The sequence below is a fragment of the Streptomyces sp. NPDC012935 genome (assembly GCF_042900345.1).
Lineage (GTDB): Bacteria > Actinomycetota > Actinomycetes > Streptomycetales > Streptomycetaceae > Streptomyces.
This window is the reverse complement of the sequence record NZ_JBIBBC010000028.1, coordinates 1-21,347: the sequence shown is the minus strand read 5'-3', so window position 1 is coordinate 21,347 and position 21,347 is coordinate 1. Positions and strand designations below refer to the sequence as shown.

General features: G+C 71.2%; 25 protein-coding genes. 11 read left to right on the top strand and 14 right to left on the bottom strand.

What is annotated here, in order from left to right; translation table 11 throughout:
• Window positions 1-12: 12 nt before the first annotated feature.
• Window positions 13-492 (bottom strand): VOC family protein, encoded by a 480-nt coding sequence (locus tag ACFY5C_RS38860; protein WP_362389205.1) that lies wholly within the window; start codon window positions 490-492, stop codon window positions 13-15.
• A 124-nt stretch (window positions 493-616) separates the two neighbouring features.
• Between ACFY5C_RS38860 and ACFY5C_RS38855 the strand changes: the two genes are divergently transcribed.
• From ACFY5C_RS38855 to ACFY5C_RS38845, 3 genes are all read left to right on the top strand, one after another.
• Window positions 617-1,822 carry an epoxide hydrolase family protein gene (locus ACFY5C_RS38855; protein ID WP_389454341.1) on the top strand — a complete coding sequence of 402 codons (1,206 nt, stop codon included), beginning with the start codon at window positions 617-619 and terminating at the stop codon, window positions 1,820-1,822.
• A gap of 109 nt (window positions 1,823-1,931) precedes the next feature.
• Window positions 1,932-2,570, top strand: a complete 639-nt coding sequence (locus tag ACFY5C_RS38850; RefSeq protein WP_389454338.1) for an ATP-dependent Clp protease proteolytic subunit — start codon at window positions 1,932-1,934, stop codon at window positions 2,568-2,570.
• Between the two features lies 1 nt (window position 2,571).
• Window positions 2,572-3,174, top strand: a complete 603-nt coding sequence (locus ACFY5C_RS38845) for a ClpP family protease (RefSeq protein ID WP_369269084.1) — start codon at window positions 2,572-2,574, stop codon at window positions 3,172-3,174.
• Between the two features lie 15 nt (window positions 3,175-3,189).
• Here ACFY5C_RS38845 and ACFY5C_RS38840 read toward each other — a convergent pair whose 3' ends face one another.
• The 3 genes from ACFY5C_RS38840 to ACFY5C_RS38830 all read right to left on the bottom strand — a co-directional run bounded on the left by ACFY5C_RS38840 (window position 3,190) and on the right by ACFY5C_RS38830 (window position 5,441).
• Window positions 3,190-3,639: a helix-turn-helix domain-containing protein gene (locus ACFY5C_RS38840; RefSeq protein WP_389454335.1), complete on the bottom strand. Its 450-nt coding sequence runs from the start codon at window positions 3,637-3,639 to the stop codon at window positions 3,190-3,192.
• A 98-nt stretch (window positions 3,640-3,737) separates the two neighbouring features.
• On the bottom strand, window positions 3,738-4,193 hold the full coding sequence (locus ACFY5C_RS38835) for an ATP-binding protein (protein WP_389454332.1): 456 nt from the start codon (window positions 4,191-4,193) through the stop codon (window positions 3,738-3,740).
• A 99-nt stretch (window positions 4,194-4,292) separates the two neighbouring features.
• Window positions 4,293-5,441, bottom strand: coding sequence for a DUF6777 domain-containing protein (locus ACFY5C_RS38830; protein ID WP_389454329.1), 1,149 nt, complete (start codon window positions 5,439-5,441; stop codon window positions 4,293-4,295).
• A gap of 264 nt (window positions 5,442-5,705) precedes the next feature.
• On the opposite strand from ACFY5C_RS38830, the gene ACFY5C_RS38825 reads away from it, so the two are divergent.
• Entirely contained in the window at window positions 5,706-6,905 is a 1,200-nt protein-coding gene (locus tag ACFY5C_RS38825; protein ID WP_389454497.1) for a streptophobe family protein, read from the top strand.
• Window positions 6,906-6,925: 20 nt separating this feature from the next.
• On the opposite strand, the gene ACFY5C_RS38820 is transcribed toward ACFY5C_RS38825, so the two are convergent.
• The 4 genes from ACFY5C_RS38820 to ACFY5C_RS38805 all read right to left on the bottom strand — a co-directional run bounded on the left by ACFY5C_RS38820 (window position 6,926) and on the right by ACFY5C_RS38805 (window position 11,316).
• Window positions 6,926-7,924, bottom strand: a complete 999-nt coding sequence (locus ACFY5C_RS38820) for a serine/threonine-protein kinase (RefSeq protein ID WP_389454326.1) — start codon at window positions 7,922-7,924, stop codon at window positions 6,926-6,928.
• Window positions 7,914-8,459 carry a hypothetical protein gene (locus ACFY5C_RS38815; protein ID WP_389454323.1) on the bottom strand — a complete coding sequence of 182 codons (546 nt, stop codon included), beginning with the start codon at window positions 8,457-8,459 and terminating at the stop codon, window positions 7,914-7,916. The genes ACFY5C_RS38820 and ACFY5C_RS38815 overlap by 11 nt, the downstream gene beginning before the upstream one ends.
• Window positions 8,460-8,469: 10 nt before the next feature.
• The gene (locus ACFY5C_RS38810; RefSeq protein WP_389454321.1) at window positions 8,470-10,815 is read right to left on the bottom strand and encodes an FHA domain-containing protein; all 2,346 of its coding nucleotides are present in this window, start codon (window positions 10,813-10,815) and stop codon (window positions 8,470-8,472) included.
• Between the two features lie 90 nt (window positions 10,816-10,905).
• Window positions 10,906-11,316 (bottom strand): hypothetical protein, encoded by a 411-nt coding sequence (locus ACFY5C_RS38805; RefSeq protein ID WP_389454318.1) that lies wholly within the window; start codon window positions 11,314-11,316, stop codon window positions 10,906-10,908.
• 344 nt (window positions 11,317-11,660) lie between these two features.
• On the opposite strand from ACFY5C_RS38805, the gene ACFY5C_RS38800 reads away from it, so the two are divergent.
• Together ACFY5C_RS38800 and ACFY5C_RS38795 are read left to right on the top strand one after the other, a co-directional pair.
• Window positions 11,661-12,056, top strand: a complete 396-nt coding sequence (locus ACFY5C_RS38800; RefSeq protein ID WP_389454315.1) for a nuclear transport factor 2 family protein — start codon at window positions 11,661-11,663, stop codon at window positions 12,054-12,056.
• Between the two features lie 81 nt (window positions 12,057-12,137).
• Entirely contained in the window at window positions 12,138-12,425 is a 288-nt protein-coding gene (locus ACFY5C_RS38795) for a DUF1905 domain-containing protein (RefSeq protein ID WP_389454312.1), read from the top strand.
• On the opposite strand, the gene ACFY5C_RS38790 is transcribed toward ACFY5C_RS38795, so the two are convergent.
• Window positions 12,415-13,338 (bottom strand): AraC family transcriptional regulator, encoded by a 924-nt coding sequence (locus tag ACFY5C_RS38790; RefSeq protein ID WP_389454309.1) that lies wholly within the window; start codon window positions 13,336-13,338, stop codon window positions 12,415-12,417. The two genes, ACFY5C_RS38795 and ACFY5C_RS38790, sit on opposite strands and share 11 nt — an antisense overlap.
• Window positions 13,339-13,439: 101 nt before the next feature.
• On the opposite strand from ACFY5C_RS38790, the gene ACFY5C_RS38785 reads away from it, so the two are divergent.
• Window positions 13,440-14,423, top strand: a complete 984-nt coding sequence (locus tag ACFY5C_RS38785) for an oxidoreductase (RefSeq protein WP_389454306.1) — start codon at window positions 13,440-13,442, stop codon at window positions 14,421-14,423.
• A 9-nt stretch (window positions 14,424-14,432) separates the two neighbouring features.
• Here the strand turns inward: ACFY5C_RS38785 and mgrA are convergent, their stop codons facing one another.
• A complete protein-coding gene (gene mgrA, locus ACFY5C_RS38780) occupies window positions 14,433-15,428 on the bottom strand; it encodes an L-glyceraldehyde 3-phosphate reductase (RefSeq protein ID WP_389454303.1) in 996 nt (331 codons plus the stop codon).
• Between the two features lie 137 nt (window positions 15,429-15,565).
• Between mgrA and ACFY5C_RS38775 the strand changes: the two genes are divergently transcribed.
• Together ACFY5C_RS38775 and ACFY5C_RS38770 are read left to right on the top strand one after the other, a co-directional pair.
• Window positions 15,566-16,453, top strand: a complete 888-nt coding sequence (locus tag ACFY5C_RS38775) for a LysR substrate-binding domain-containing protein (protein WP_389454300.1) — start codon at window positions 15,566-15,568, stop codon at window positions 16,451-16,453.
• A 25-nt stretch (window positions 16,454-16,478) separates the two neighbouring features.
• Entirely contained in the window at window positions 16,479-16,982 is a 504-nt protein-coding gene (locus ACFY5C_RS38770; RefSeq protein WP_389454297.1) for a DUF664 domain-containing protein, read from the top strand.
• A gap of 13 nt (window positions 16,983-16,995) precedes the next feature.
• On the opposite strand, the gene ACFY5C_RS38765 is transcribed toward ACFY5C_RS38770, so the two are convergent.
• Complete coding sequence (locus ACFY5C_RS38765; RefSeq protein WP_389454294.1) at window positions 16,996-18,066, bottom strand: adenosine deaminase; 1,071 nt, start codon at window positions 18,064-18,066, stop codon at window positions 16,996-16,998.
• Between the two features lie 108 nt (window positions 18,067-18,174).
• Complete coding sequence (locus ACFY5C_RS38760; protein WP_389454292.1) at window positions 18,175-18,561, bottom strand: VOC family protein; 387 nt, start codon at window positions 18,559-18,561, stop codon at window positions 18,175-18,177.
• A 134-nt stretch (window positions 18,562-18,695) separates the two neighbouring features.
• Between ACFY5C_RS38760 and ACFY5C_RS38755 the strand changes: the two genes are divergently transcribed.
• A complete protein-coding gene (locus ACFY5C_RS38755; protein ID WP_389454289.1) occupies window positions 18,696-19,154 on the top strand; it encodes a pyridoxamine 5'-phosphate oxidase family protein in 459 nt (152 codons plus the stop codon).
• A 119-nt stretch (window positions 19,155-19,273) separates the two neighbouring features.
• Complete coding sequence (gene sph / locus ACFY5C_RS38750; RefSeq protein ID WP_389454286.1) at window positions 19,274-20,260, top strand: sphingomyelin phosphodiesterase; 987 nt, start codon at window positions 19,274-19,276, stop codon at window positions 20,258-20,260.
• A gap of 22 nt (window positions 20,261-20,282) precedes the next feature.
• On the opposite strand, the gene ACFY5C_RS38745 is transcribed toward sph, so the two are convergent.
• Both ACFY5C_RS38745 and ACFY5C_RS38740 read right to left on the bottom strand, forming a co-directional pair.
• Entirely contained in the window at window positions 20,283-21,188 is a 906-nt protein-coding gene (locus ACFY5C_RS38745; protein WP_389454283.1) for an aldo/keto reductase, read from the bottom strand.
• Window positions 21,189-21,225: 37 nt separating this feature from the next.
• A partial coding sequence (locus ACFY5C_RS38740; protein ID WP_389451659.1) for a glycoside hydrolase family 19 protein occupies window positions 21,226-21,347 on the bottom strand: 122 nt, incomplete at its 5' end.

Below are 21,347 nucleotides of genomic sequence, written 5' to 3'. Positions count from 1 at the left end.
GGGGGGCCGTTGCTACCCGACGTAGGCCTTTTCCAGGGCGGCGATGTCGAACTTGCCCATCTCCATGAAGGCCTTGGTCACGCGGGCCGCCTTCGCCGGGTCCGGGTCGGTGACCATGGCGTCGAGACTGTCCGGGACGACCTGCCAGGACAGCCCGAACCTGTCCTTGAGCCAGCCGCAGGGGCCGGGCTCGCCGCCGCCCTCGGTGAGCTTCTCCCAGTAGTAGTCGATCTCCTCCTGGTTCTCGCAGAAGATCATGAAGGAGGTCGCCTCGGTGAACTTGAACTGGGGGCCGCCGTTGAGTGCGAGGAACTTGTGGCCGTTGGCCGTGAACTCGACGGTCATGACGGAGCCGGCCGGCTGCATCGCGCCCTCGGGGTAGCGCGCGACCTTGCCGATGCCGGAGTTCTTGAACACGGAGACGTAGAAGTTGGCGGCCTCCTCGGCCTGGCCGTCGTACCAGAGACACGTGGTGAATCCGTCGGTTGCCATGGATACCTCCTGGGCGTGCGGAACGCTGTCATCTGTACCGACCGATCCTCGTCCCGGAACTCATCGGTCGCACGGCCGGCTGATCCACGTGGCCGTTACACCGTTCGGAACTAGCATCGCCGTCATGACGCCTTCGCCCGCCGACAACGGCATCCATCCGTTCCGCATCGACATTCCGCAGAGTGACCTGGACGACCTGCACGACCGCCTGGACCGCGTCCGGTGGCCCGACGAGCTGCCCGGGGTCGGATGGACGTACGGGGTGCCTACGGAATACCTGCGCGAGCTGGTGCGGCACTGGCGGCACGAGTACGACTGGCGGGCGGCGGAGGCGCGGCTGAACGAGTGGCCGCAGTTCACGACCGAGATCGACGGCGCGCACGTGCACTTCGCGCACATCCGCTCGCCCGAGCCGGACGCCACACCGCTGATCGTCACGCACGGCTGGCCGGGTTCGATCGTTGAATTCAGGGACATCGTCGGTCCGTTGACGGACCCGGCCGCGCACGGCGGCGATCCCGCCGACGCCTTCCACGTGGTCCTGCCGAGCATTCCCGGGTTCGGGTTCTCCGGACCCACCCGGGAGACCGGCTGGGAGGCCCGCCGGATCGCCGACGCGTGGGTCGAGCTGATGACACGCCTCGGCTATGAGCGGTTCGGCGCCCAGGGCGGCGACTGGGGCGCGGGAATCTCCCGCGAGCTGGGCCGCGCGCACCCCGACCGGGTTGTCGGCATCCACCTCAATCTCCTGCCCGGCGCGCAGGCGTCCACCGAGCCGACCGCGCAGGAGCTGGCGACGCTGAGCCCCGAGGAGCGGGAGCGGACGCTCACCTCCTGGCGGCGCTGGGCCTCGTGGTTCCGGGAAGGGACCGGCTACTTCCACGTGCAGTCCACACGGCCGCAGACCCTGTCGTACGCCCTGACCGACTCCCCGGTCGGCCAACTCGCCTGGATCGTCGAGAAGTTCCAGGAGTGGACCGACTCCGAGCAGCTGCCCGAGGAGGCCGTCGACCGGGACCTGATGCTCACCAACGTGATGCTGTACTGGCTGACGGGCACGGCGGGATCGTCCGCCCGGGTGTATTACGAGCGCGCTCATGCCAAGGGTGACCGGGTGGCCGCACAGCACGAGCCCTCGAGGGCCCCGACCGCGGTGGCGTCCTTCCCCGGGGACCCGCAGATCCCCCTGCGGCACAAGGCGGAGCGCACGGAGAACATCGTGCGCTGGACGGAGTTCGACCGCGGCGGGCACTTCGCGGCGATGGAGGAGCCTGACCTGCTCATCGGGGACGTACGAGCGTTCTTCCGGCAGGTGCGCGAGAAGGGCTGACGCCCGCTCTGCCGGTAGCGAATCTGCCGCGGGCAGAGAATCCGCATTCCGGCGTCGCCCGAGGTCAAGAGTGGAGTCGAAGGCATCCCCGCGACCACGAGGAGAACCGATGACTCCACTGAGCACGCTCGCGCCGCGGGCGGAGGAGGGCGACACCGCGCCCACCCGCTTCGACGACCAGCTGGCCGCCCAGCTCCTCGGCCAGCGCATCGTCCTGCTGGGCACCCAGGTCGACGAGGTCTCCGCGAACCGGGTCTGCGCGCAACTGCTGATCCTGTCCGCGGAGGACCCGCGCACCGACATCAGCCTGTACATCAACAGCCCGGGCGGCTCCGTGCACGCGGGCCTGGCCATCTACGACACGATGCGGCTGATCCCGAACGACGTCGCGACGCTCGCGATGGGCTTCGCCGCCAGCATGGGCCAGTTCCTGCTGAGCGTGGGCAGCGCGGGCAAGCGGTTCGCGCTGCCGAACGCGCGGATCATGATGCACCAGCCGTCGGCGGGCATCGGCGGCACCACCGCGGACATCGAGATCCAGGCGGAGAACCTGGAGTTCACGAAGAGGACCATCGAGCGGATCACCGCCGAGCACACCGGCCAGTCCCCGGAGACCATCTCCCGGGACGGTGACCGCGACCGCTGGTTCACGGCCGAGGAGGCCAGGGAGTACGGCATGGTGGACCAGGTCGTGGAGTCCCTCGCGGATGTCCGCCCGGCCGCCTCCAAGCGACGGATGGGGCTGTGACATGGGGAACTACACGATTCCGTACGTCGTCGAGCGGACCGCGCACGGCGAGCGGTCCTCCGATGTGTTCAGCCGGCTGCTGTCGGAGCGGATCATCTTCCTGGGCACGGAGATCGACGACGGCGTGGCCAACGTCGTCATCGCGCAACTGCTGCATCTGGAGTCTTCGGCTCCGGAGAACGAGATCGCGATCTACCTCAACTCCCCCGGCGGCTCGTTCACTTCGCTCATGGCGATCTACGACACGATGACGTTCGTGCAGGCGCCGATCTCCACGTTCTGCGTCGGGCAGGCGGCGTCCACGGCGGCCGTGCTGCTGGCCGGCGGGGACCCGGGGCGGCGGTTCGTGCTGGAGCACGCGCGGGTGCTGCTCGGTCAGCCCGCCTCCGGCGGCAGCCGTGGCGTGGTGTCCGATCTCGCCCTCCAGGCCAAGGAGATGGTCCGGATCCGCTCGCAGGTCGAGGAGGTGCTGGCCCGGCACACGCACCACGACATCACGACGCTGCGCGCGGACATGGACCGCGACAAGGTGTTCACCGCCGAGGAGGCCGTGGCCTACGGCCTGGCCGACGAGGTGCTGAGCCGGCGCCTGGTGGGGGTCTGAGGCGCCGGCACGACCTCACGCCGCGAGGCACATCCCGTCGTGGCGTGAACCGGCCCTGGTGCGGCTGCCGGTGGGGGCCCGGCGGCTGGTGAGCCGCACGAGCTCGCCCTGTGCCTGCGACAGCAGGTCGGCGAGGCCGAGTCCCAGGGCGTGGGCGGCGGCCGCGAGGACCTCCGAGGAGGCCTCCTTGCGGCCGCGCTCCACCTCCGAGAGATACGGCATGGAGATCCGGGCCGCGTCGGCCACGTCCTTCAAGGTGCGTTCCTGAGCGAGGCGCTCACGGCGCAGGACGTCGCCGACGAGGTCACGCCACAGGGGTTCTCTAGGTGCCGGGGCGGGCGGTGTGGCGGCGGGCGCGGGTGCCGGGGTGGCAGGGCGTTCGGACTCGGGGCGGGTCGTTCCCGGGCGGGCGGCGGGCGGGCGCAGGGGAATGACGCGGGCTTCGTTCGGCGCTTGTTTGCTCACTTTCCCAGCCTATGAGCGTGGCGCGGCGGGGGAAGGGACCGGCGTTCTGCCCTGGGGGAAATCGTGGCTGTCAACCGGCACGGATTCCCGGCAAGCCGTCACTCGTCAGCCAGCCGCAGCACCGCCCGCACCCGCTTGCCGACCGGCACCCGTTCCACGGCGACCTCGGCGGCCAGCGCGTGGACGATCTCCAGTCCGTGCCCGCCGACCCGCTGCGGATCCTTGGGGTAGCGGCGGGGCAGCGCGGCACTGCTGTCGTACACGCAGACCGTCACCGCGTCGTCGGTGCCCTCCAGATCCAGGATGTACGGGCCGTTGCTGTGCCGGTCGGCGTTGGTGACCAGCTCGCTGACCACCAACAGCACCTTGTCCTCGGCCGGCTGCCCGATCGTGGCGCACCACTCGGTCCTGAGCCGCCCGAGGAAAAGCGCCGCGAAGGACCGCGCCTCGGCGATGCATCCCTGTTCACCGCTGAAGTGCGCCGCCCGCCGAAGCGGTTCCACGGGCACGTCGAAACCAGTCGGAATCACTGCCCCGTCCACGTGCTCGATCATGCGTTTCTCTCTCGGAAGCCGGCCCCGGCCGGACGCTGCTGCACCAGTCCTGTTACCCAGAGCGGCGCCGCGCAGTCCCCGTGCAGGTCGCGCCGTACGTCACAGCGGCGGCGACTGCGGTGCCGCCTCCGTGGGCGCCGACTGGGACGTCGTGGCTGTGTCCTCGTCCGGCGGCGGCACGGAGGTCTCGGGTGACTCGGGCTCGGTGGTCGGGGGTTCGGACGTCGAGGTTTCCGGAGTGGATGATTCCGGGTTCGATGTCGGCGGGCTGGACGGGGAACTCGGCGCCTTCGGCGTCGACACGCTCACCGACGGGGAGGGCTGCACCGGCCGGTCCGTCTTCTTGTCCTTGTCGCCGTCGTCACCGCGCTCGCGGGCGATCCACTCGTCGCGCTCGTCGTCGAAGATGACGAAGACCTTGACGACGGTCGTCGAGGGCATGATCACGACGACGTTCGAGGAGCGGTACGACGGCCAGGAGTCTCCCGTCCGTTTGAGCGTGCCCTGTTGGGCGACCGGCGGAGTCAGGGGGTTGCCGCAGGCGCACCGCACCCGGGGCACCCCGCGGTCGTCGACCAGGACTGCCGTGCCGCTCTGGAGGACGGCCTGGTAGCCCGTGGCGGCGCCGTCGCGGTAGCCGTGGTTGGTGACACGGGTGTCCATGCGCAGCTGGACGGGGGTGAGCGAGCGCAGATATGCGGGGACGCCGGACGCGTCGACGTGAGCGACCGACGCGAACGCCTGGTTCCTGTCCGGGGCCGCCTGGAGGTACTCGATCTGCTGCTCGACGTCGCATGCGGCGGCGTTGCGGCTGCCGCCGTACAGACCGGGCGCGCCGCCGTCGACCCCGCGTACCGCGTTCGAGGGTGCCGACTCGGTCGCCGGTGTGGGGGTCGCGGGCGGGGCGGAGTTGTCCGTGGCCGTGGACTCGGTGAACGGGTCGGGTCCCGTCTTGCCGGCGGCCTGGAGGAAGACCTCCCCGTCCGCGCTGGTGCCGTTGCCTCCGCCGCCGCCGTCGCCGCTGGAGAGGACGACCGCGAGAACCACGGCAGCCACGACCACGCCGGCGATCGCGGCGATGCGGGGCACGGACCGCCACCAGGGGCGGCGCGGTTCGGGGCCGGGTGCGCCGGTGCCGCCGGAGGACGGAGGTTGCGAAGGCGGGCCGGAGGGTGGCTGGGAGGGGCCCGACAGGGGGCCCGAGGGCGGTCCTGTGGGGCGGCCGGACGACGGAGGTTCGACGCTCACGAAGCCTTCTTCCCAGCGTGATGGACGGTGCTTTCGCCACGCACCCTTGTCACGTTGTCCGCTTTGTCACTTCTCTGCGTTGATCCCATTCTGTGCTCCGGTGCCGCGCCGCCCGCAAGCCGACGCGGACGGACCTCCTGGCGGGCGCGGCGCCGGGGCGCTGCTTAGCGTGGCAGGGTGAACGCGCTGCCCCGCTCCCGTCCGGCCGTCGCCGCCCATGGCTGGGTGCAGGCCCTGCTCGCGGTGCTGGCCGGGCTGGTGGCGATGGGGGTGGTCGCCACGCTCGGGCTGTGGGCGGCCGGGGCCGCGGACCTCCCGGACAACGCCTTTCCCCGCGTCGTCGCGGCGACCGTCGTCACGGCGGTCGGCGGCACGATCGAGCTCTCGGGGAACGCCGGAGGGCTGGCCGAGTCCGACGCCGGGCTCACCGTGATCCCGCTGTCCGTCACGCTCGCCGGCGCGCTCGTCCTGGCCGCCGGTTTCCTGCGACCGCTGCGGCACCGGGCGGTCGCAGGCGCAGCGGAGCTGGCCGGCTGGGCCGCCAGGATCGCCGTACTGTGGCTGGTCGCTCTCCTGGCGCTGTCCCTCGCCGCCAGCCAGACGTTCTCCCTGTCCCTGCGTGACCTCGGGGAGGACGCGCTCGGCGACCTCGGCGACCTGTTCGGCATCTCGCCCGAGGTCGGCTTCACCACCCACGTCCCGGCGACCTTGTTCTTCGGCCTGCTGTGGCTGGCGGGCGTGCTGGTGCTGGCCCTGCTGGTCTCGCGCGGGGCTCCGCTGCCGGGCCGGCTGCTGCGCTTCCAGGAGTCGGTGCGGCCGGCCGCGTACGCCATGGTGGCGCTGCTGCTCGCGTACGTCGTGCTGGGTGTCGTGATCGGCCTGGTCGTGGCGGCGACGCGCGGGCACGCGGCCGAGACGTTCGCGGTGATCCTGCTCGGTCTGCCGAACCTGGTGTGGCTCGCCCTGACGATCGGGCTCGGCGCGACCTGGAACGGGCGGGTGGACGGGCCTTTCGGGCTGCCCATGCCACATGTGCTCGACGAGGTGCTGCGCGGCCGCGAGGCGGCCGAGCTGAATCTGGGCACGCTCGCCGAGCACGACGGCCGGGTGTGGTGGCTGGTCGCCGTCGACGCGGTTGTGCTGGTGGCGGCCGCGTTCGTGATGGCGAGGCGTTCACCGGCCCGGATACGCGCCTGGCAGCACGCCGTGCACATGGCGGTAGCGCTGGCGCTGACGGTACTGATGATCTGCCTCGTCGGCCGGACGTCCGCGCACTACGGCCTGTCGGTGCTGGGCATCGGGGACCTCGGCGGGGATCTGGGCGGCGAGTTGTTCCTGCGGCCCGAGGTGTGGGGCGCGATCGGCCTGGCACTGCTGTGGGGGCTGGTGACCGGGTTCCTCGGCGGGCTGCTGGCGAAGCGGGTGCGGCACAGGGGCGAGGTGCCTGCGCGCGTGGAAGGATGAGCGGCCGCACCGGCCCCGGGTCACCGCCGGAACACCGGCTCGGCCCAGCGGGGCGGCGGTTTCGGCTCGCCCTTCGCGGACTCCTTCGCACGCTCCACGACCCTCAGGTCCACCTCCGTCGGCGCGTGCCCCTGCGCCGCACCGCCCGCGACCGCGGCGCGCAGGTCGGCGACAAAGGCGAGGCAGGAGTCCTGCCGGTCGTCGGGGCTCTTGGCCAGCGCCTTGGCGAACACGGCGTCGACGGCCGGGGCGAGGTCCGGGCGCGCCTCGGTCAGGGGCGGTGGCTCGTCGTACTGGTGGGCCCACAGCAGGGCCATGTCGTTGTCGCGGCGCAGCGGCGGGTGGCCCGCCAGGCACTCGTAGACCACGCAGGCGAAGCCGTAGACGTCGCAGCGGGCGTCGACCGGCTTGCCCGAGATCTGCTCCGGGGCCACGTAGTCGAGGGTGCCGACGAACTGGCCGACGGTCGTGAAGCCGGTCAGGGACAGCGACTTCTTCGTCAGGCCGAAGTCCGTGAGGTACACGTGCTCGGGGTGATCGCTGTCGGTGCCGCGCGCGACGAGGATGTTGCCGGGCTTCACGTCCCGGTGGACCAGGCCGTGATCGTGCGCCGCGTCGAGGGCGGAGGCGACCTGGGCGGCGATGCGCAGGGCGGTCGGTGGCGGCAACGGGCCCTGGCGGTCGAGGAGATGGCGCAGGTCGCTGCCGGAGACGTAGCGCATGGCGATGTACAGGACGCCGTCCGTCTCGCCCGCCTCGAAGACGGGCACGATGTGCGGATGGTCGATCGCGGCTGCGGCCCGGGACTCGTGGGTGAAGCGGCGGCGGAAGGTGTCGTTGCGTGAGAGTTCGGGGGCGAGGAGCTTGAGAGCGACGGTCCGGTCCAGGCGGAGGTCGAGGGCGCGGTAGACGACCGCCATGCCGCCCCGGCCGATCTCGCGCTCGATGCGGTAGCCCGCGATCTCCCGGCCGATGAGCTCCGAGGGGCGGCCGGAGAAGAGGCTCGTGTCACGGACCATCGGGTGTCACGACCTGGGTCGGGGCGTGGCCGGGGTCCGTGGCGGCGCGGGGGCCGTCGTCCGTGGCGTAGGTGCTCAGCCGGGTGCCGTCCGCGTAGACCCAACGGCCGTGCTCGGCGTCGTAGAGCCACATGGACTCCCCGTCGACGACGACGCCGATGCGCAGCCCCGACGTGCGGGCGCGGAAGGATGCGCCGTCCAGGCCGCCGGCCGCGAGGTCCTCGACCGCGGACCGGTAGCCGGCCAGCACCCGCTCGACGCGGGCGAGCAGCGGCCGCGGGTCGGCGGAACGGGTGAGCGGGCCGGCGTCGGCGGTGGGCGGGTCCTGCGGTACGGCGACCAGGTGGCGGCCGTCGACCCAGGCCGACCAGCCGTTGGCGCACAGGATGTGCCCCCAGTCGCCCTGCCGCTCGACGAGCTGGACCGGCAGGAACGCGTCGAGGGGGACGGTGGGCCGGGCGGGGTCGGGCGCCTCCCAGGCGGGCATGCCGTGCTGGGGGACGACGTGGGTGGGCCGGAAGCCGGGGGACGCCATGGGCTCTCGCCTACTTCCGCATGACGACGGGTTCGCGGCGGCGCAGCAGCCGGGAGACGACGTAGCCGAAGACCGCGGAGAGCGCCACGAGCATGGCCACGTTGAGCAGCCACACGTCGGCCGAGTGCTCGAACAGCGGGTCGCCGGTCAGGTCGCCGGGGACGAGCCGGGACAGCTCCAAGGTGCCGGCCATCGCGCCGAGCGCCCATCGGGACGGCACGACCCAGGACAGCTGCTCGAGGCCGGGTACACCGTTGAGCTTGAGCAGTGCTCCGCAGAACACGACCTGGACGATGGCGAGCAGCACCAGCAGCGGCATCGTCACCTCTTCCTTGCGCACCAGCGCGGAGACGACCAGGCCGAGCATCATCGCGGTGAAGGCCAGCAGGGCGACGGCGACGGTGATCTCGACGAGCGGCGGCATCAGCACGCCTTCGCCGCCGGGGGCGTTGAGGTCGACGCCGAGCAGGGCGACCAGGGTCAGTACGACCGCCTGGAGCACGGTGATCGTCCCCAGGACCACCACCTTGGACATCAGGTACGCCGATCTGGACAGGCCGACCGCCCGCTCCCGCCGGTAGATGACGCGCTCCTTGACGAGCTCGCGCACGGCGTTCGCCGCGCCCGTCAGGACGCCGCCGACGCACAGGATGAGCAGCGCGTTCATCGCCGTCTCCTGGGTCAGCCTGCTGCCGGCCAGGGCCCGGGCCATCGCGCCCATCACGAACGGCAGGGCGATCATGATCGCGAGGAAGGTGCGGTCGGCGGCGAGCGCGGTGGCGTAGCGGCGGATCAGCGTGCCGAGCTGGGCGCCGCGGCTGCGCGGCCGGGGCGGCCGGGCGATCACGACCGGGCCGGTGCGGGGCTGCCGGGGCTGTCCGGTCGCGTCGGAGATGTACTGCCGGTGGTAGAGCGAGCTGCGGTAGTCGCCCGCCCAGTCCCGCTCCTGGTCGCGTTCGAACGCCTCGAAGGCCTCCGGCCAGTGCTCGAACCCGAAGAAGAGCAGGGCCTCGTCGGGCGGGCCGTAATAGGCGATGCGTCCGCCGGGGGCGAGGACGAGGAGCCGGTCGCAGATGTCGAGGCTGAGCACGCTGTGGGTGACGACGATGACGGTGCGGCCGTCGTCGGCCAGGCCGCGCAGCATGTTCATCACCGAGCGGTCCATGCCGGGGTCGAGCCCGGAGGTCGGTTCGTCGAGGAAGAGCAGCGACGGCTTGGTCAGCAGTTCCAGGGCGACGCTCACGCGCTTGCGCTGCCCTCCGGAGAGGCTGTGCACGGGCTGCCCGGCGCGCTGCTCCAGGCCCAGCTCGTGGATGACCTCGTCGACCCGGGCCCGGCGCTCGGCCTTGGCGGTGTCCTGGGGGAAGCGCAGCTCGGCGGCGTAGGACAAGGCGCTGCGGACGGTGAGTTGCGCGTGCAGGATGTCGTCCTGCGGGACCAGGCCGATGCGCTGGCGCAGCTCGGCGTAGTCGCGGTAGAGGTCGCGGCCGTCGTAGAGAACGGTGCCGTGGTCGGCGGGGCGCTGGCCGGTGAGGGCGCCCAGCAGCGTGGACTTCCCGGCGCCGCTCGGGCCGACGACGGCGAGCAGGCACTTCTCCCCCACCGGGAAGGAGACGTCGTCGAGGAGCGTCTTGCGGCCGTGGTCGACGGCGACCGCGAGGTCCTGCACCTCCAGGGAGACCTCGCCGGTGTCGACGTACTCCTGCAGCTGGTCCCCGACCAGGCAGAACGCGGAGTGACCGATGCCGACGATGTCGCCGGGGCCGATCGGGGCGGTGGTGACCGGACTGCCGTTGAGGTAGGTGCGGTTGTGGCTGCCCAGGTCGGCGATCTCGTACGTCCCGTCGGGCAGGGCGTGCAGCTCGGCGTGGTGGCGGGAGACGACCAGGTCGTCGATGACCAGGTCGTTGTCGGCGGCGCGGCCGATGCGCACGGCGCGGGTGGGAAGGGGCCGGACGGAGGTGGGCCGGCGGAAGGTGCCGGTGAGTGCGGGCATGGAGACCGCCGAGGGGCGTTCCTGCGCGGCGGGCCGGCCCGGGCGGTCCAGCAGCACCGCGCGGGGGCCGTCGGACGGGTTGCCGAAGCGGATGACGGTGCCGGGTCCTACGTCCCACTCGCGGATGCGGTGGCCTTCGGTGTAGGTGCCGTTCGTGCTGTTCTCGTCCGCGAGGGTCCAGTGGTCGGCGTCGGGCCGCAGTACCGCGTGGTGCCAGGAGACGCGGGCGTCGTCGATGACGATGTCGCTGAGCGGGTCGCGTCCGACGTGGTAGTCACGGCCGGGGGTCATCACGGTGGAGCCCGACTCGGTCTCCAGGACCAGTACGGGCGCAGTCGGTGCGACCGGCCGCTCCGCCATGTCAGGATTCTATCGATCTGCCCATGTATGTGCCGCCTGCGCTCACGGCGTCCGCCTGCGCTCGGGGCGAGTTCCTTCAGCGGCGGGGGTTCAGGCGACGGGGACGACCAGCGCCGGGACGGTCCGCTGCATCCGCAGGGCGTCGATCGACTCGGCGAGCAGTTCGTACTCGGTGGTCTCGTCACTGAGGGCGATCCGCACCAGCCGACCGGCCGCCAACTCGTCGGCCACCAGGTCCTGTTGATCGTCGTCGCCGCACCATGCGCGGAGCACGGCCGGCACGTCGGGCACATTGTCCGCGACCGGGACGAGCGCACTCGCGGGGAAGTGCACGGCGTCCGGTCGCGGGTCTAATCGCTCGGCGATCCAGGAGGCCCGGTCACGTAACCACCACAGCGCGAGGGCCAGGGTGGGTGCCCGGTAGGTTCCCAGAGGTACACCGATGCGTCGGCCGCCGCAGACGCCGTATGCAGTGACATGGCAAAGGAACTCGTCGTGCACGTGACCTCCCCCGTGTTGCCGTGTTCGCCTGTCGGCGGACCTCTCTTCCCCTGCGGCTCATGAGCGGTGCGTAAGGATGCCGTCGCCCCATGTGAGGCACCCTCGTAGTTGAGTATGTTCACTACTGAAACACTGTCACCATGACTTTCCGGCCAGTCTCCTGGCATATTCACAGCCGGTATTGGCCGAAATACGGCGGGTACACGTCAACCCCGTGCATGACCGGGCATTACCTCGGGAGTAATCGAGCTTTCCGGCGCACGCGGGCATCGTTGCGGTACCGGGTCACCACGAGCGGGATCCGGGTTCCCACCAGTGACGACCTCGTTGGAGGCTGATCGCCCATGTCCGCGTCCGCACCCGTGACCACCGACCGCTACGAGACCGCCGTCGCCCGGTACTTCGAGGCCTGGAACACCCGCGAGTCAGACGCGCTGGCCCGGGCTGTCGCCATCGCGTGGTCCCCGCAGGGCGGCTACACCGACCCGCTCGCGGACGTCCGGGGCTACGAGGGGATCGTGGCCGTCGTCGCGGCGGCGCACGCGCAGTTCCCCGGCTTCGTCTTCCGGCAGACCGGCTCCGTCGACGGCCACCACGACACGGCGCGCTTCTCCTGGGAGCTGGTGAGCGAGGTCGACGGGGCGGCGCCGGTCGCCGGGTCCGACGTGATCACGCTGGACGCAGAGGGACGGATCCTGTCCGTCCTCGGATTTCTGGACCGGGTGCCGGCCGGGGCGTGAGTTCCGCGACAGGTCCGCGATGAGTTTGCGCGCTCGCGGTGGTCTCTTCAGTACATGACCACCGCGAGCGGAGGAACCACCATGACCACCACCGCCAAGCTTGACGAGGAGTTCACAGCCGTCCTGCGCAAGAGTCCGAGCGAGGGCGGCTGGACCTATCTCGTCTGGCCCAGCAGCGTCGAGTTCTTCGGCACCCGCGGGCTCGTCAAGGTCCGCGGCACGATCGACGGGCAGCCCTTCCGCAGTTCGTTCATGGCCATGGGCGACGGCACGCACAAGCTGCCCGTGAAAGCCGACATCCGCAAGGCCATCGGCAAGACCGAGGGCGACACCGTGACCGTGCGCCTGGAGGAACGCATCAGCTCCTAGCCGCCTCACGGTAGCGTCGGGGCGCGACGCCCATCGCCCGCTTGAAGGCGTTGCTGAAGGCGCTCTCGGAGGTGTAGCCGACGGACCGGGCGAGCGCCGCGACCGGGGCGGTGTCCTGCCTGAGGGCACGGGCGGCCAGGCTCATGCGCCAGTTCAGCAGATAGGTCAGGGGCGGCACCCCGGCCGCCTCCTTGAACCGTACGGCGAAGGTGGTCCGGGACATCGCGGCCGCCCGGGCGAGGTCCTCCAGCTGCCAGGGGTGGCCCGGATCGCCGTGCATCAGGCGCAGGGCCGGGGCGAGCCGCTCGTCGGCCAGGGCCCGCAGCCAGCCCGGCGGCAGCCCCTCGGACTCGACGAGGCAGACCCGCAGCACCTGCACGAACATCAGCTGGGCCAGCTGGTCGGAGGCGAACTCGACACCGGCCCGGCGCGTCTTCATCTCCTCGGCCAGCTGCCCTATCAGCCAGCGCAGCGCCGAAGCCTCGGTCACGTCGGACCGTACGTGGATCAGCTCCGGCAGCGCCCGGCGCAGCAGTTCACCGCTGTCCCGGCTCAGGTCGATGTGCCCGGAGACGCAGGAGACCTCCTCGTCCGTGCCCTCACCGAGCCGGGCGGAAAAGGTGACGGGGTCCACCGTGACGTCGGCGGAGTCCAGTGGTTCGACGCCGAGCGCGCTGCACAGGACGTACGGCCGGCGCCCGTCGGAGACCACCACGTCCCCCTCGGACAACTTCAGCGGCTCGCCGCCGTCCTCGCGGACCAGCAGACAGCCGCCCCGCACCACGGCGATCACCTTCAGCTTGTCGCGCCCGCGCAGCCGGATCGCCCAGGTGCCGCCGGCGGTGAAGCCGCCGGAGAGCACGCTGCGGGCATCGGCGACTGCGAGGGCCTCGGACAGCGGATCTGTGGTCATGCTCGAACTATCACGCAAGTAATGCGGATTCTCACGCATTCATCGTACGGATACGCGAACCTACGGTGGTCTGGTCGGCTCACATCGAGGAGATACGCACCATGACCACCGCACGGCACCCCCTGCCCTCCGGCTTCGGCGCCGCGTCCACCGCCGAGGAGGTGATCAAAGGGGTCGACCTGACCGGCAAGGTGGCGATCGTCACCGGCGGCTACTCCGGCATCGGGGTGGAGACGGCCCGGGTGCTGCGCTCCGCCGACGCCGAGGTCGTCGTACCGGCGCGGGACCTGGAGCGGGCACGGGCCGCGCTGCAGGACGTGCCCGGGGCCGAGGTCGAGTACCTGGACCTGCTGGACCCGGCGTCGATCGACGCGTTCGCCGAGAAGTTCCTGGCCTCCGGGCGTCCGCTGCACATCATGGTCAACAGCGCCGGGATCATGGCGACCCCGCTGACCCGGGACGCACGCGGGTACGAGGCACAGTTCGCCACCAACCACCTGGGGCACTTCCAGCTGGTCGCCCGGCTGTGGCCCGCGCTGGTCGCGGCCGACGGGGCGCGGGTCGTGGCCGTGTCCTCGCGGGGCATCCGCTTCGGCAACGTCGACTTCGACGACCTGCACTTCGAGCACCGGCCCTACGAGCCGTTCACCGCCTACGGCCAGTCCAAGACGGCCAACGCACTCTTCGCCGTGGAACTGGACCGTCGCGGGCGGGACCAGGGGGTGCGGGCCTTCGCCGTGCACCCGGGCACGATCATCGAGACCGGCCTCGCCAAGCACGTCTCCGCGGAGGTGGTCCGGGCGGCCGGCGCCCTCGACGAGCACGGGCGCCCGGTACGGGACCCCTCCCGCCAGCTGAAGACGGTTGAGCAGGGAGCCGCCACCAGCGTCTGGTGCGCCACCAGCCCGCAGCTGACCGGACTGGGCGGGGTCTACTGCGAGAACAGCGACGTCAGCCCGCTGGTGACCGAGGCCGACGAGGCCGAGTGGCGCGCCGGAGCGGAGACACCGGGCGTGCTGCCGTACGCCGTGGACCCAGAGGCGGCGGCCCGCCTCTGGGAGGTCAGCGAACGCCTTACGGCTTGAGGATCAGCCTTACGGCTTGAGGATCGCCTCGATGCGAGCCAGCTCGTCCGCGTCGAAGTCCAGGTTGCGGGTGGCCGCGACGCTGTCCTCGATCTGCTGCGCGCTGCTCGCACCGACCAGCGCGGACGTCACCCGGCCGCCGCGCAGGACCCAGGCCAGGGCCAGCTGGGCCAGGGTCTGGCTGCGGGACTTGGCGATCTCGTCGAGGGCCCGGAGCTTGCCCAGCAGCTCGTCGGTGATCGCGTCGGCGTTCAGGAACGGGCTGCCGCTCGCCGCCCGCGAGTCCTTTGGAATGCCGTCGAGGTAGCGGGAGGTCAGCTGGCCCTGCGCCAGCGGGGAGAAGACGATCGAGCCGACCTGGAGCTCGTCGAGGGCGTCGAGGAGTCCCTCGTCCTCGGGGCGGCGGTTCAGCATCGAGTAGGCCGGCTGGTGGATGAGCAGCGGCGTGCCCAGCTCGCCCAGGATGCGGGCGGCCTCGCGGGTCTGCTCCGCCGAGTAGTTGGAGACGCCGACGTACAGCGCCTTGCCCTGCTGCACCGCCGAGTGCAGGGCGCCCATCGTCTCCTCCAGCGGAGTCTCCGGGTCGGGGCGGTGCGAGTAGAAGATGTCGACGTAGTCCAGGCCCAGCCGCTTCAGGCTCTGGTCGAGCGAGGACAGCATGTACTTGCGCGAGCCCCACTCGCCGTACGGGCCGGGCCACATCAGATAGCCGGCCTTGGTGGAGATGATCATCTCGTCCCGGTACGGCGCGAAGTCCGCCTTCAGCGCCTCGCCGAACGCCGACTCGGCCGCGCCGGGCGGCGGGCCGTAGTTGTTGGCCAGGTCGAAGTGGGTGACGCCGAGGTCGAAGGCGCGGCGCAGGATGGCCCGCTGGTGCTCGACCGAGCGGTCCGCCGGGCCGAAGTTGTGCCACAGGCCGAGGGACAGCGCGGGGAGCTTGAGTCCGCTGCGGCCGGTGCGCCGGTAGGGCATGTCCGCGTAGCGGTCGGTGTGTGCGGTGTACAACGCGACTCCAGAGGGGTTGGCACAGGGAGGACGGCTCCGGGGAACCGGTGTTCCAGTCGCCCTCCACTCTGTCGTGACCTGCTGGCAGTGGTCCAACAGGTAAATCAGATGGGATTCAGCGGCTACGCTGCTCAATCATGGAACTGCGCCATCTCCAGCATTTCGTGGCGGTCGCCGAGGACCAGCACTTCACCCGGGCGGCCGAGCGCCTCCTGGTGTCCCAGTCGGGCCTGTCGGCCTCGATCCGCGCCCTGGAACGGGAGTTGCAGACACCCCTGTTCGTGCGGACGACCCGCCGGGTGACCCTCACCCCGGCCGGCCGGGCGCTGCTGTGCGAGGCGGAACGGATCCTGGCGCAGGTGCGGGCCGCCCACGAGGCGGTGGCGGCGGTGCAGGGCGTACTGCGCGGGATGCTGGCGCTCGGGTCCGAGCAGTGCATCGCCGGGGTGCATGTGGCGGGGCTGCTGGCCGCCTTCCGGCGGGCGCATCCGGACGTGGAGATCTGTCTGCGGCAGGCGGGCTCGGGCGCGCTCGCGGAGGAGGTGGCGGCCGGACGCCTGGATCTGGCCTTCGCCGTACGGACCGCGCAGGAGGACACCGACCAGTTGCGGGTCGTACCGCTGACCGGCGAACCGATGACCGTCCTGTGCCATCCGAGCCACCGGCTCGCCACCGCCGGCGCCGCCGTGACTCCGGAGGAGCTGGGCGGCGAGGTCTTCGTCGACTTCCACCCGGACTGGGGGCCGCGCCGCACCACGGACGCCGTCTTCGCCGCCGCGGGCGTACGGCGGACCGTCGCCCTGGAGGTCAACGACGTGCACAGCCTCCTTGACCTGGTGGACGAGGACCTCGGCATCGCCGTCGTGCCCCGGCACTTCCGGGACAAGCGGCGCTCCCTGACGGCACTGCCCGTGAAGGGCACCGGCGAGACCGTCTACGAGACGGTCGCCCTGCTGCCGCCCGCGCAGGCCACCAGCCCCGCGGCCCGGGCGCTCATGGCGCTGCTGGAAACAGGGGGCGGATGACGGACGGGTGCGCGATGGTGGAGCCATGCATGCGAAGGACATCCTCATCGACGGGTACAACCGCATCCAGGAAGAAGTCCACGCCGCCGTCGAGGGCCTCGACCCCGACGCCCTGCACGCCCGCCCCTCCCGCGACGCCAACTCCGTCGCCTGGCTGATCTGGCATCTCACCCGGGTCCAGGACGACCACATCGCCGACGCCTTCGGCCTCGACCAGGTGTGGCTGACCCAGGACTTCCAGAAGACCTTCGGGCTCGACCTGCCCCGCCACGACACCGGCTACGGCCACACCTCGGCGAAGGTCGCCAAGGTTCGGGTCGACTCCGGTGACCTGCTGACCGGCTACTACGACGCCGTGCACGCCCAGACCCTGGGGGCGCTGCGGGAGGTGGCCGCCAAGGATCTGGAGCGCATCGTGGACGAGCGCTGGGATCCACCGGTGAGCCTGGGCGCACGGCTGGTCAGCGTCCTGTCCGACGATCTCCAGCACGTCGGACAGGCCGCCTACGTCCGCGGACTGGTGTCCTAGAGCGCGAAACGGCTCACAGCTCGGCCGCGTAACCCGGCAGCACGACGTCCTCGATGAGGGCCTTGCGCTCGTCGAACGGGATGAACGCGCTCTTCAGGGCGTTCACGGTGACCGTGCGCAGGTCCTCGACCGTCCACCCGGCCTGCTCGACCAGCAGGGACATCTCGCGCGTCATCGTCGTACCGGACACCAGACGGTTGTCGGTGTTGAGGGTGACGCGGAAGCCGAGGTCCTTCAGCGCGGTGATCGGGTGCTCGGCTATGGACGTGGCCGCGCCGGTCTGGAGGTTGGAGGTCGGGCACATCTCCAGCGCGACACGGCGGTCACGCACCCAGCCGGCGAGGCGGCCGAGCTTGCCTTCCACGATGTCGTCGGTGATGCGCACGCCGTGCCCGATGCGCTGGGCGCCGCACACCTGGAGGGCCTGGTGGATGCTGGACAGGCCGTCCGCCTCACCGGCGTGGATGGTGAAGGGCACGCTCTCGCGGCGCAGGTGCTCGAAAGCGTCGACGTGGTCGGCGGCGGGGAAACCGGCCTCGGCACCGGCGATGTCGAAGCCGACGACACCGGCGTCCCGGAAGGCAACGGCCAGGTCGGCCGCCTCGCGCACCCGGTCGAACATCCGCATCCCGCACAGCAGGGTGCCGACGCGCACCGGCGTGCCGGCGGCCGCGGCCTTGGCCATGCCCGCCGCGAGACCCTCCTGGACGGTCTCGACGACCTCGGCCAGGGTCAGCCCGCCGTTGGTGTTCAGCTCGGGGGCATAGCGCACCTCGCCGTAGACGACGCCGTCCGCGGCCAGGTCGAGGACGTACTCCTCGGCCGTGCGCAGCAGGCCCTCGCGGGACTGCATCACGGCGAGGGTGTGCTCGAAGGTGGCGATGTAGCGGACCAGGTCGCCGGAGTTCGCGGCCTCGAAGTACCAGGCGGCGAGCTCGTCCGGGTCGGTGGTGGGCAGGGTGTGGCCGACCGCCTCAGCGAGCTCCACCACGGTGGCGGGGCGCAGGCCGCCGTCGAGGTGGTCGTGCAGTACGGCCTTGGGGAGGCGACGGATCACGTCGGCGTCTACGCGCGTAGCAGTCATGGCGGAGTCTTTCCTTGAGCGGGGCGGTTCGAAGCGGCGGGCGGGAGGGGGATCAGCCGGGAGCCGGGCCGGGAGGCGGATCAGCCGGGAGCCGGGCCGGGAGGCGGATCAGCCGGCGGGCTGGAGCAGGTCCCAGCGGTTGCCGTACAGGTCCTGGAAGACGGCGACCGAGCCGTAGGACTCGTGCCGGGGCTCCTCCAGGAAGGTCACGCCCGCGGCGAGCATGCGGGCGTGGTCGCGGGCGAAGTCGTCGGTGTGCAGGAAGAACCCGACGCGCCCGCCGGTCTGGTCGCCGACCCGGGCCCGCTGCTCGTCACCCTTGGCGCGGGCCAGCAGCAGTGCGGTGCCCCGGTCGCCCGCGGCCACGACGACCCAGCGGGAGCCGTCCGGACGCGTGGTGTCCTCGGCCAGCCGGAAGCCGAGGGCTTCGGTGTAGAAGCGGATCGCCTCGTCGTAGTCGTCGACGACGAGGGTGACCAGGGCGATGTGTCTCATCGGGACCTTCCTGGAGGTGCGATTGACGGGAGAGGTTATACGTAAAACGTAGCCCGCGCCAGTCCCGGCCGGGACCGCAGTCCTACGCCCGCCGCCCGAGGTGCGGCAGGCGGTCGGCGGCTAGCGTTGCGGGAATGACGATCATGGAGGGGGCGCGCAGCCCCGAGCGCCGCAAGCAGGACGTTCTGGAGCGACTGGAACGGGAGACGGACATCTGGGTGGCGTCGGCGGACGGTGACGGGGTGCCGTGTCTGGTCGCCCTGTGGTTCGTCTGGGACGGCGAGGCGCTCTGGATGGCCACCCGCCCCGGCAACCCCACCGGGCGCAACCTCCGCACCGGCCGTCGGACCCGGCTCACCTTCGGGGACACCCGGGACGTCGTGCTCATCGACGGCGAGGTGGAGGTCTATGACATCGACGAGGTGCCGGCCGCGGCTGCCGAGGCGTTCCGTGCGAAAACGGGCTGGGATCCGCGGAACGACTCCGCGACGTATGCCTATTACCGAGTGCGGCCGTGCGCGGTGCAGGCGTGGCACGAGCAGCATGAACTGCCACAGCGGCATCTCATGCGAAACGGAATGTGGCTTGTCTGAACAAGTTTCGCGCGTACGTCCCTACGCCATCCATTTCCCGCACAAGTGTTACCTGAGAGTAACTCCTGATGGTTTGATGTGCGGCGCCACGCAACCCCCTTCAACCACAGGGAGATCCAGTGACGCTCTCCGCACACCGCCGCGCACAGGGCTCGGTCGTGCTCGCGCTCTCGCTCGCCGGTGCCGGTCTTGCGGGCTCGGCGCCCGCCGCGTCGGCCGCCGAGCAGGCGCCGCCGCTCAAGGTGCTGTCCTACAACGTCTTCCTCTTCAGCAAGACCCTGTACCCGAACTGGGGCCAGGACCACAGGGCCGCCGAGATCGCCAAGGCGCCGTTCGTGCAGGGCAACGACGTGGTGGTGTTCCAGGAGATGTTCGACAACTCCTCCTCGGACGCGCTGAAGAGCTCCCTCGCCGACCGCTACCCGTACCAGACGCCTGTGGTCGGGCGCAGCAAGAGCGGCTGGGACGCGACCGGTGGCGCGTACTCGGCGACCACGCCCGAGGACGGCGGGGTCACGGTCCTCAGCAAGTGGCCGGTGCTGCGCAAGGAGCAGTATGTCTACAAGGACGCGTGCGGGTCGGACTGGTGGTCCAACAAGGGCTTCGCGTACGTGGTGCTGAACGTGAACGGCGCCAAGGTGCACGTCGTGGGCACGCACGCGCAGTCGACCGACCCGGGCTGCGACGCCGGTGAGGCCGCCGCGATGCGCAGCCGGCAGTTCAAGGCGATCGACGCGTTCCTGGACGCGAAGAACATCCCCGCGAGCGAGCAGGTTCTGGTCGCCGGTGACATGAACGTCGACTCGCACACGTCCGAGTACGGCTCGATGCTCGCCGACGGAGGGCTGGTCGGGGCCGACGCACGGACCGGGCACCCGTACTCCTTCGACACGGCGGAGAACTCCATAGCCCTCGACCGCTACCCCGACGACCCGCGCGAGGACCTGGACTACGTCCTGCACCGCGCGGGCCACGCCCGTCCCACCGTCTGGAAGAACGACGTCGTCAAGGAGCAGAGCGCGCCCTGGACGGTGTCGAGCTGGGGCACCGACTACACGTACACGAACCTCTCCGACCACTATCCGGTGACCGGCTTCGCCGGCTGAGCAATGCCGCGCCGGCCGCGGCTCAACCGGTCTGCTGTCGCGCCGCGTTGAGCCGGGCCAGCTCGTCGTCGGTGAGGCGGAGGGCTCCCGCGGCCACGTTCTCGGCGAGGTGGTCGGGGTTGCCGGTGCCGGGGATGGCGACGACGTGCGGGCCCTGGTGCAGGGTCCAGGCGATACGCACCTGGGCGGGGCTTGCCCCGTGCGCCCGCGCCACGGCGAGCACTTCGTCGTCGTGGGCGCCGGTCGCGCCCCGCTCCCCGGTGTCGCCCGCGACGGCGTAGAACGGCACGAAGGCGATGCCCTGCTCGCCGCACAGGCGCAGGAGTTCGTCGGCCTCGGGGTCGGGCCGGTCGAGCGCGTACCGGTTCTGCACACTGACCACAGGCGCGATGGCCTGCGCCTCGGCGAGGTGGCGTGGCTCCACGGCGGAGATGCCGAGGTGCCGGATCAGTCCGGCCTCGCGCAGTTGGGCCAGGGCGCCGAAGTGCTCGGCGATGGAGTCCTGCCGCATGCGGCGCAGGTAGACGACGTCCAGGTGGTCGCGGCCGAGCTGGCGCAGGTTCTCCTCGACGTGGCCGCGCAGCTGGTCGGGGCGGGCCGAGGTGCCCCACTCCCCCGTGCAGTCGCGGAACGGGCCGACCTTCGTCGCGATGACCAGGTCGTCGGGGTACGGCGCCAGTGCGCTGTTGATGAGTTCGTTGGCCGCGCGCAGGGCGGAGAAGTAGAAGGCGGCCGTGTCGATGTGGTCGACACCCAGTTCAACCGCCTTGCGCAGTACGGCGATCGAGCGCCCCCGGTCGCTGGGCGTCCCGTGGTGGAAGGCGGCGCTGCCCGTCAGCCGCATCGCGCCGAAGCCGACGCGGCGCACGGACAGGTCGCCGAGTTTCCAGGTGCCCGCGGCGTGCGCGGTGATCGTCTCCGAGGTCATCGGCGGAGTCTCGCACACGCCTCTGGCACAGGGGGCGTCAGCAGTAGAGGTTGCTGCCGGGGCTGACGCCGAGGATCTGCGTGAAGCGCTGGTAGGCGTCGACGCGGCTCTGGACCTGCGCCGGGTTCTTGCCGTCGCACTCCAGGGAGCCGTTGATGC